General features: G+C 47.3%; 7 protein-coding genes. 1 reads left to right on the top strand and 6 read right to left on the bottom strand.

The window, feature by feature from the left end:
• Nucleotides 1-535: phosphate uptake regulator PhoU (locus EO95_RS11615; RefSeq protein WP_048134849.1), on the top strand; the 535-nt coding region annotated here is incomplete at its 5' end.
• A 135-nt stretch (nt 536-670) separates the two neighbouring features.
• On the opposite strand, the gene EO95_RS11610 is transcribed toward EO95_RS11615, so the two are convergent.
• The 6 genes from EO95_RS11610 to cobN all read right to left on the bottom strand — a co-directional run bounded on the left by EO95_RS11610 (nt 671) and on the right by cobN (nt 10505).
• A complete protein-coding gene (locus tag EO95_RS11610) occupies nt 671-1396 on the bottom strand; it encodes an ABC transporter permease (protein WP_048134845.1) in 726 nt (241 codons plus the stop codon).
• Complete coding sequence (locus EO95_RS11605) at nt 1396-2163, bottom strand: ABC transporter ATP-binding protein (protein ID WP_048134844.1); 768 nt, start codon at nt 2161-2163, stop codon at nt 1396-1398. Before EO95_RS11605 ends, EO95_RS11610 begins: the two co-directional genes overlap by 1 nt.
• Nucleotides 2160-3053 (bottom strand): energy-coupling factor transporter transmembrane protein EcfT, encoded by an 894-nt coding sequence (locus tag EO95_RS11600; RefSeq protein WP_048134843.1) that lies wholly within the window; start codon nt 3051-3053, stop codon nt 2160-2162. Before EO95_RS11600 ends, EO95_RS11605 begins: the two co-directional genes overlap by 4 nt.
• 25 nt (nt 3054-3078) lie before the next feature.
• Nucleotides 3079-4947 (bottom strand): ABC transporter ATP-binding protein, encoded by a 1869-nt coding sequence (locus EO95_RS11595; protein WP_235282987.1) that lies wholly within the window; start codon nt 4945-4947, stop codon nt 3079-3081.
• 121 nt (nt 4948-5068) lie between these two features.
• On the bottom strand, nt 5069-6634 hold the full coding sequence (locus tag EO95_RS11590; RefSeq protein WP_048134848.1) for a hypothetical protein: 1566 nt from the start codon (nt 6632-6634) through the stop codon (nt 5069-5071).
• Nucleotides 6635-6647: 13 nt separating this feature from the next.
• Complete coding sequence (gene cobN, locus EO95_RS11585) at nt 6648-10505, bottom strand: cobaltochelatase subunit CobN (RefSeq protein WP_048134841.1); 3858 nt, start codon at nt 10503-10505, stop codon at nt 6648-6650.
• Nucleotide 10506 lies beyond the last annotated feature (1 nt).

Below are 10506 nucleotides of genomic sequence, written 5' to 3'. Positions count from 1 at the left end.
CTCCATGACCGCCCTTCGGGACCATAATGTGGAGATCGCAGAGGACGTCATCCAGAGAGATGATGATGTGGATCGTTTCTACCTTCTCTCAGTCCGTCAGCTAAAGGCTTCAATTGAGGATATTGAACTTTCAGAAAAAATAGGAATCAGGCACCCACGGGAATGTCTTGGGTACAGGCTTATTACCAAGAGCATAGAGCGTGTAGGAGATCATGCTGTCCGGATCGCCAGGAATGTACTTAAGATGGACTCCGGAATCAGTGCCGATGACCCTATTTTCAAGATGGCTGAACTCTCCCAGAAAGTTTTTGAGAGCTCAATATATTCAATGCAGGAAGAAGACCTCCAGGCTATAAACAAAATCGTTGTTGAAGCCAAAAAAGTTTCCCAGTTTGGAGTTTCTCTTGAAACCAAAGGCGAAGACGGCTCTGGCAATATCGAGCTCAGCATGGTCCTTGAGAGCCTGCGGAGGGTTTCGGAATACAGCGCCGATATCGCAGAAGTTGCCCTCAACATGAATATAAAGCAGGTCTAAACCCCGAATTGCCGCCCGAATTGCGATTCGGGAGCCCGCAGTCCTTTTCGCTGCGCTCAAGAGGACTAATTATGGGTAAATAACTTTTTTTCCTTTTTCCTTTTTCCTTTTTCTCTTTTTCCTTTTTCTCTTTTTTCATACAACTGCCTTCCGGAACTGATATGTCCCGAGGAGGACCATTATTCCGGCTCCGGTTGCGAGTCCAAGGATTCCGTATACAGGGATCGTTCCTTCAAACAGCATTCTTGTGCTGTCTATGGCATAGCTGACAGGATTGAGTCTGGCAAGTGCCTTCAACCAGGCAGGCATGACTTCGTAGGGCATAAGCGCACTGCTTGTGAAAAAGAGCGGCATGCTGATCATGCTGTTCACAGCTGCATAGCTGTCATGGTCATTTAAGTATAGGCCTATCATAGTTGAGAGTGCAGAGAAAAATACCGAAAACAGAAACAGGGTCAGATATATCAGAACTATATTTATCGGGTTCAGTACCTTTACCCCAAGGAGCGTAGCCATCAGGAGGATCACAGTTGCCTGCAGCAGGCCCCTTACGCTGATAAAGAGGATTTTTCCGTACAGCAGGCTTTCACGCGGGGAGGGCATGGCGAGGAACTTATTCAAAAAGCCCAGTATTTTATCAAAAATCATAAGTGATCCGCCCTGCAGGGAGGAAAAGAGAGTCGTCATGACAAGGATTCCAGGGGTGATAAACTCAAGGTAGTTATCAGTAAATTTTGTGGGCAGGGCAAGCCCGACAAATACCAGCCAGGCTGCAGGCATTATAAGTGAAGAAATAACGGTAATCCTTCCTCTGAGCCATTTTACGAGGTCCCTTTCAAAATAGTAGAATACTGCTCTCATTATCTTCGCCTCAGAAGGTTTCTAAACTGGGTTGAATTAAACCCTGCCTGGTCTTCAGGGGTTTTAACTTTCTCAAGAAAAACATCATTAAGGGAAGCATCTTCTCCTATTGAACTTACAAGGTTTTCAGGAGAGCCAACAACTGCTATTCTGCCTTTGTCAATAATAGCAACCCTGTTGCAGTACTTTTCTGCCTCTTCAAGGTAATGAGTGGTCATGAATATGGTCATCCCTTCGGCTTTCAGCATCCTGATATGTTCCCAGATCTTCCTTCTTCCGCTTATATCAAGGCCGAGGGTGGGTTCGTCCAGGAACAGGACTTCAGGCTCGTGCACAAGCGCCTGAGCAAGTTCAAGGCGCCTTCTCATTCCTCCCGAGTATGTTTTTACAAGGTCGCCGGCACGGTCCGAAAGGGCCATCATTTCAAGCACTTCATCAACTTTTGAGTTTCGGTTCGGAATCCCATAGAGTTTTGCATAAAGCAGCACATTTTCCCTGCCCGTGAGCTTTCGGTCCACTGCCATGTCCTGGGGGACATAGCTTATCTTTGACCTTACTTTTTTTGAGTCCCTTACAACATCATACCCGCAGACCTTTGCAGTGCCGCTGCTTGGTTTTATCAGGGTTGTAAGCATCATGACTGTCGTACTTTTGCCTGCCCCGTTGGGCCCCAGGAGGCCAAAGATCTCGTTTCCCACATCGAGGTCTATATTATCAACAGCAAGCAGGTTTCCGAAGGATCTGGATAATTTTTTTATTTCTATCACAGGTATCCCCTTGCAATCGCATAAACAGGCCTTAAACCTGAGGTATAATAAATTCCACTTGTGTACATATTGTAAAGAAGCTTTATGGTCACAATACTTATGGCAGCAAAAATACAGACCGTGACCATTGCCTTATCAAATTCCGAAAACTTCAGTTTTTTGAGGTATGTCCTGTCCGGATTTGCCCGGAAAGCCCGGCTCTGGATTGAAACTGCAAGGGTGCCAGTCCTCCTTACACAGTTTGAGAGAGTCGGAGTCAGTATATTAAGGGACGTTTTTACGATCCCTGACCCGAACCTTTTCGGATTAAAACCCCTGAGTCTCTGGACTGTTACTACAGTAACCACTTCAGTGATTATTATTGGCAGGAACCGGACTGCTGTTACCACCATAAAGGCCACGCTGTAAGGGACCCTGAGCCCCACAAGCCCGTTTAGCATATCCCTTGAGTCCGTGGTCCAGCACATCAACAGTCCAAGGGACAGGATTGAAGCCGACCTTAAGCCCTGAATTGCGCCGTGCCGGAGCCCTTCCTCATATACGAAAAGCCCTCCGTTTGTCAGCCAGCCCAGAACCGGAAAATCAGGCTGGATTATGGTAAAAATCACGGTCCTTGGAAGCTGGGAATAAAAAAGAGCCTGAGAGTAGATAGTCCCCCAGATCAAAAGCACGAGTAGTAGAGTCAGGGTTTTGAGCTTTATTGCTGGCATCCTTGCAAGCGCAAATCCCGAAAGTACGATCAGAAACAACAAGAACATGGTTTTGGGATTGTCCAGGGTTACTGCGACAAAAGCAGTGGAGATTAGAACCAGTATCTTTGCCCGTGGGTCCATCCTGTGAATGATTGTGTCTTTAATCGTTGGTTCTGCAATTGATCTGGCACCTATCATATTATCACTTCAGGGTTTCTACAGGTCAGCATCTTATCACTTCACATTTTATCCCTTCAACATTTATCACTTCAGAATTTATCGCTTCAGAATTTATCACTTCAGAATTTATCACTTCAGAATTTATCACTTCAGAAGTTCTACGGGTCAGCATTTCCACAAGTTCCGTGACCGAAAAGGCGTCCACTCCCAGATAGTTCGCAATCTCAACAACCGGGGGCTGGGTAAGGGAGGCTTTCCTGAGGATCTCGATGTTTTTTATGACCTCTCTTCCCTTTCCATCTGCTATAATCCGGCCCTCATTCATCACAAGGATTCTTGTAGCATAGAGCATTGCAATTTCTATATCATGGGTACAGAAAACCAGGGTGGAATGGTTATTTTTGAAATAATCCATCATCTGTTCTATATTTACTCTATCCTGCCCTGTTGTAGGTTCATCAAGGAGAATGATTTCAGGATTTATGGAAAGTACCGAGGCAACGGCTGTCCTGAGCCTCTGCCCCCGGCTCAGGGACTGGGGGAGGTCCTGCTTGAGGTTTAGAATTGACATGGCTTCAAGCGAGGTCCTTGCCCTTTCCTCGATATTCTTATACTTTAACTGAACAGGTCCGAATCTCGCTTCTTCCTCAGCTGAATCACAGAAGAGCATAAGGTCAGGGTTCTGGAATACGAACCCGACTCTACCTGCAAAAGAATACGGGTTTCTGGGCTTTGTGTCCTCCCCGAGGACCTTTACACTTCCTTTGTATGGTTTGAGCATGGCTGCAAGGTTCAAAAGCAGGGTTGATTTGCCTGAGCCATTTGTACCCATGACTGCAACTCTTTCGCCTTTACGGATTTCCAGATTTATGCCTTTAAGTACCATCCTGTTTTTTTCATATCCTGACCACATATCCCGGATAGATATTATAGAGTCATTCTTTCTTATAGGATCATTATTTTCTATAGAATCATTATTTTCGGGAGAGCCAGCTCGTGCTTCTGATTGCGCTTCTGATTGCGCTTCTGATTGTGCTTCAGTATCTTCTCCCGGGTCCGGAAAGAGCTGAGGAGTTTTCATATTTTCTTTAAAGTTTTTCCTGTTCAGCACGGCAAGAGCTTCCCTGACACTGAGGGGACTTGCCCTTATTCCCAGTCTGTGGCAGAATTCAACGGGCTCAGGAACCCGAAGTCCCAGCCTGTGAAAGACCTCCAGATTATCAAAAGCTTTTGAAGCGGGCTGGTCAAAGATTATTTTTCCGCCATCCATTATGACAATCCTATCTACAAAGGATGCAAGATCATGCAGCCGGTGCTCAACCAGCAGAATGGTCATCTTCAGTTTCCTGTTAAGTTCTCTCACAGTATTCAGGACTTCCAGGGTGCCCATCGGGTCCATCTGGCTTACCGGCTCATCCATGGCAAGGATTTCAGGCATCATAGCAAGCATGCTTGCAATGCAGATCCTCTGTTTCTGTCCCCCCGAAAGCGAATTCGTGGAGTCCTGTCTGTGTCCGGACATCCCGACCATCCGAAGGGCTTCTTCTACCTTCTTATCAATCTCTTCTCTCTCCATGCAGAGGTTTTCGGGCCCAAAGGCTATTTCGTCCTCAACGGTTGTAGAAAAGATCTGGTCATCGGGGTTCTGGAAAACAAGGCCTACACCTCTTGAAAGCTCCATCTGGTTTGAATCTCTGGTTTCTATTCCGTTGATCCGGATGCTGCCTGAAAATATTCCTCCGGATTCATGGGGAATTATGCCATTAAGGGTTTTTAGTAAAGTGCTCTTCCCGCAGCCTGTAGGTCCTGTCAGGAGGACGAATTCCCCCTCCTCTATTTTCAGATTGACCCCTTTTAATGTCGGTTCCGTTCTTCCGGGATAGGTGTACCACAGGTCTTTTATCTCTATCATTGTACCACCTTTATTCTGCTCCACTGTACCACTTTATTTCTCCTCATTGTGCCACCTTATTCTGCCTCACTGTACCACCTTTATTCTGCCTCACTGTACCGTCTTATTCTGCCTGCCACCTTTATTCCGCCACCTTCTTCAGCCTCTTTCCGAGGCTTATTCCAAACCAGGCTCCAATGAAAGTGTAGAGGAAGCCGTCGATCAGGATGTTTGCCATAATATACCAGTCGCTGTAGAACAGCCTGTAGAGCACCATCCAGACACTGAAGGACGCATACCCGCTGGCCATATCGGCAATTCCGCAGACAACCCCCATTCTGAATCTGTTTTCCGGGGCCGGGTTTTTACCGGTAATCCCTGCAGCATACATCAGAACCTCCAGAACTACCGCGCTCAGGGACAATGTTATGAAAGTAATCGGGGTGAAACTCCCGGTTATAAAGCCTCCAAGCAGGAACCTGACCATCATAAAAAGGCTTACAACTCCGGGTTTTGGAATCAGGACAACGAGAGAGGCAATGAGCATGTAAAGGAGAATCTCGTGGAAGAGCCCTGTAAACAGGAAACTGAAAGGCCCGAATACTGCATGGGACAGCTCCCACAGAATTGTCATAGGCAGGTTTATGGCTGCAAAAGAAACAGTACCAAAAAGGGCAATCAGCACAAGGTTACGGGTCTTAAACCTGTCCATTATCTCTTTTGATCTTGAAAAGAAGAGGCTTACTGCAGTCAGTCCAAGTAAAGAGGAGACGAGAGTAATTATTATGGGTCCCCATTTCCTGGAGATTGCAGTTATTTTTTGATCCCGTGTTACTGCAACCCAGTCGCTGCCTGTGAGCTTTACCTTTACTCTTAGCAGGTACTCTCCTCCCATCGCATCCTCAGATATATAGAGGGGGAGGCTTACCAGCGAACTTGAACCCGGAGCAAGTGTTACAGTGGCATAGCACAGGGTATCGGCGTTCATTCCCATAATGGCAGGCTTAAAAGCTTTTACCGGCTCTCCGGTCTTAATGTCGAGGACATCATATGTAATTATAACAGGGACCGTACTGTCTCCATTGTTGGTAATTTCCACTCCTATGTAGGTTGAAGTGAGTTCCTCTCTATTGATCTGGAGGTCTGTTACCTTAAGCAGTTTTTTGAGAGCAGGCGAGGTTTCCCGGATGACCAGGGTGCTGGCAGGATGACTCGGGTCTCCATATCCGTCCTCATCCGATGGTACTGTAAGTCCGGATACTGCCATTTCTTCTGCGATTTCCTCTTTCGAAGCAACCTTAAGCCGGGTCCTGCGCACAATAGTATGCTTATTTCCTTCAACCTCAACAACTGCAGTTGCAGTTATGTTATAGGTCCCGGGGGAAATGTCAGCAGGCACATAAAAATCAACGAGCCTGTACCAGTCTTCGTACTCGGTCTGAAGTGAAAAGGAATGGACAGGAGTATCACGGAGCACAAAACCCTCAGGTAAATCAAGTTCCATTGTCACATTCATATTTCCGTCATAATAGCTCTCAAAAAAAAGGTATGCAGAAAGGTTGCTGCCTCCGACTGCAAGACCGCTTCCCTCCACCCCATGTGGGGCCTGAATCATGAATGTGGTCATATCTTCAGGTTTGAATTCCTCGGCTGTTGCGGGTTGTATTGCCAGCACCAGTACAAGGAAGAAAAAAACTATGTTTTTCATTCCGCAACCCTTTTCACTTGAGGATTTTTCGGATTTCCTGCATCTTCTTATCCCAGTCAGGGACATCTTCAAAGCTCATGATGTCCACAGCTCCTCCCTGAAACTCTCCCTCTCCTGCCAGCTCTTCCATCCAGCTTTCGATCTCAAGGTAAGAGTTTTTCAGGTCTTCAAACACCTGCGGGTCAGGGTTCCAGAGCCCTCTTGACTGCGCTTCAAGGAGCCTGCGAGACATTTCCTCAAGAGCGTAGGGATTGTTCTTTTCAAAGAACCTGCGCATTTCTTCATCAAGCACAAAAGCCTTTGTGATGTCATCAAAGATCCAGTCATCCACTTCCTGAGTAGAAGCTTCCCAGCCGTAGACTCTTCCGACTCTCTTCGAAATGTCCTGTGCGCCCTTGTACCCGTGCTGTCTCATCCCTTCGATCCATTTCGGGTTTAAAAGCCTGGTTCTTACGACCCTTCGCAGTTCATCGGCCATGTCCCGGACTTCGACATGCTGCGGTTCTCTTGTATCCCCAAAATAGACCTTCACGTCCCTGCCCGAAGCCTGTTTGGCGGCAGCCGTGAGCCCTCCGTGGACTCCAAAGTAACAGCAGCAGCCAAGGAGGTCGTACTCATCACTGACTACTTTGTTAAAGGTAGCGTCAACCGTCTTGAGGTTTGAAGCAAGCTGGGTGTGGGCTTCCTGGCCCTTTACGTCTTTTCCATATGCATATCCGTTCCAGTAAAGGAAGATGTCTGCCAGGTCCTTTTCGTCCTTCCAGGCACTCGCATAGACTGCAAGCTGCACCCCTGCGGAATAGGTCCCGGGTTTGCTTGAAAAGATCCTTAAAGTAGCTTCTCTGGAACCCGCTCCTTCCTCAATCATCCTGTGGCTGTGTTTTCCCGGATAGTTCATGTCCTCCGGTTCGTCAAGAGAGGCTACAGCCTGAATAGCCTCATCTATAACCTCCAGGCAGTTCGGGAAATTGTCCCTGAGGATTCCGGAGATCCTGATAGTAACATCAATCCTGGGCCTTCCCAGCTCTTCAAGGGGAATAACAGAGAACCCCTTAAGGCGCCCATTGCCAAGCCAGAGCGGTTCAACCCCGAGCAGGCTCATAATCTGGGCCATGCCCTCTCCATCAGCCCACATGATGTCGTTTGCCATCCAGTAAAATGCTACGTTTTCAGGATAACGGCCCTCCTCTCTGAGGTGTTTATCAATCAAAACCCCGGAGAGCTGCTGTCCCACTCTCCAGGCAGCTTTTGTCGGGACCCGTTTTGGGTCCAGAGAATAAAAATTCCTGCCGGTTGGCAGTACGTCATCCCTTCCGCGCATGATCAGGCCCGAAGGTCCGGCCGGGATATACCCTCCTTCAAAACCATGCAGAAGAGCTTCAATTTCCAGAGATGCATCTATTCTGGACTCAAGGTCAAGAATCCTTTCACAGATTGCAGCAGCGATCCGGGAGGAGGTCGGATTTGTGCTCTGAACCTCAAAACTCTGCCCTGCAAAATTCTGCCCTGAAATAACCTCTTTGATTATCCGGTCCGGCTCTTTTTCCGGGTTACTTATGAATGCCCTGATGAAATCTTTTGAAAGCGAATCAATCTCCTCAAGCCTCTGGCCATTTGACTTCCCATTTGCTGAAATCAGGCTCTGGTCAGAGATCAGTTCGTCAAGGTCAAGTCCTAGAAGCCCTGCAATCAGCCTCCGGATCGAAACCCTGTTTCCCACACTTTCCTGGTCATCGTACCTTAAAATCGAGTTTATGAACTCAACTTTCTTCTTGCCCTCGGGGAGCTGCCCGAAGATGTGCATCCCGTTATGGATCTGGCTGTTCCTTATCTTTCCGAGAGCTTCATGCGCTTTCCTTATAATTTCCTCAAAAGGAGTCTGGTGGTCGGCTTTTATCTCGGAGTCCAGGTTCGATTTTTTTATCTCGTCAAGGATCAGGTGCTTCAGGGCATGTGCCCGTCCCTTGTCATATTTTACCTGTTCGTATTCTCCGAGCAGCCTGTCAAGTTCTTCAAGGCTTCCATAAAGCCCTCCCGAGGTCATGACCGTCTGCATATGGTCAATAAGGCAGGCAAGGCTCCGGCGTTTGGCAATGGTGCCCTCCGGGGGATTGTCAGAATTGTAGATGTAGAGATGGGGAATAGTTCCGATTCCGATATCAGGATAACAGTCTCCTGAAAGCCCCACCCCTTTTCCGGGCAGGAACTCAAGGTTTCCGTGGGTCCCTACATGTACGAGCACATCAGCTCCAAAGGTGTTTTCAAGGTACCTGTAGGTAGCAAGGTACTGATGGGTTGGCGGAACGTCAGGGTCGTGCAGGATCTTGCAGACTTTTCCATCACATCTGGCACCTGCACATCCTCGCTTTGGCTGCACACAGACAACAGAATTTCCATACTGTACCCCGGTCACAACGATTTTGTTTTCATAGACCATTGCAGCAGGAATGCCGTTGACTTCTTCTCCTGGAGGTTTTCCCCATCCCTCGATAACCCTCTGCCTTACATTCGGGCTCAGGGTATTGAAAAATTGTTCATATTCTTCTTTTTCCACAAAAGCCAGAACCCCTCCGTTCTTTACGATTTCATTTATGGGGGTCCATCTAAACTCGGAAATTGCTTTTCTGTTGAGGATAGTTTCAATAAGTTCCCTGCCGTCCAGGGGAGAGTTGACCGCATAGCCTGCTTCCTGCATCCGGTTTAATATCCTTGCCACGCTTTCAAGGGAATCAAGGTTTGCAGCATCCCCAACCGAGCCTTCAACCCCTGTGCAGGGCCTGTTGTGCAGGATAAAAGCAACCTTTCTCCGGTTAACCGGTTTTTTCCGAAGGGTTATCCATTTAAGGACCCTGGATGCAAGTTTTGAGCAGCGCTCCGGGATGGGGGCACGCCCTATGTAATTTCCTTCCTTTTTGCCTGCACCTATTATAATGGGCTCAATTACGCCCTCAAACTCAGGCAGAGCCACGCCCCATCCGATCTCAGTGCTTAAACCCTGTGACTCCTGCCATTGTTCTAATGTGATGTAGTGGGAAATGACAGGCTGGAAAACAGGGACGTCAAGGTTCTGTAAAAGTTCGACGCCTTTTGCTGCACATGAGCTTTTATCTTCTTTGTTTTTATTGCTCATTATGAAAAATGGGGAGAGTTTCACAAGAGCGTCTATGACGGTTTTTCCGTTTTCCATAAAGTAATCTTCAATGACCTCATTCATGCCCCTGCTTCCAAGTTCTTTATCTTTTAACGAATAAGCAAAAACGGGAACAACAGAAAGTCCCAGGGTTTCGAAATCTCTTATGAGGGTCTTCTCAATCTCAAGGTCATTGTTTACCCAGGAAGTCCTGGAAATAAGCAGCCCCACGGTTTTGTCCTTCAGGAGCCCGTACCAGTTCAGGTACTCCCGGAGGCTTGAGAACATTTCCCTTGCATCCGGGTGATAGAGCCCGTCCCATGGAATCTTTTCCGGGGGTTTTACTTCAATCTCAGTTCCACAAACCTCTTTTGAGATGTAGCACAGCATATTTCCAAAGTTTTCTTTCCCTCCGTATATTATGTAAGAAAAACATGTGGCTGCGATCTCAAGTTTCACGGAAGAAAGGGTGAAACTGGAGGGGTCGCTTCCCACACAGATTACGGGTATCCTTGTTTTTAAGGGTTCGAGCCTTTCATAGAATTCTTCCCAGAAAGGATTGGCTATATGGTAAATAAAGACGGCATCAGCCTGCTCACATGCAGAAAGCACCTTCTCAGCTTCTTCAGGGTTTTCTTCCAGGATTTTTGAGTAGTAAGCCTCGAGCTCTATTACCTGTTCCTCTGCTGCTTCAAGAAGAGTAGGAATGTATGAATTCCAGGTTACTGAAACAATTTTCATT

Origin of the sequence: Methanosarcina sp. 1.H.T.1A.1 (genome assembly GCF_000979295.1) — an archaeon.
GTDB lineage: Archaea > Halobacteriota > Methanosarcinia > Methanosarcinales > Methanosarcinaceae > Methanosarcina.
Note: the sequence above shows the minus strand (reverse complement) of the source record. Positions and strands in the feature narration are given on the sequence as shown.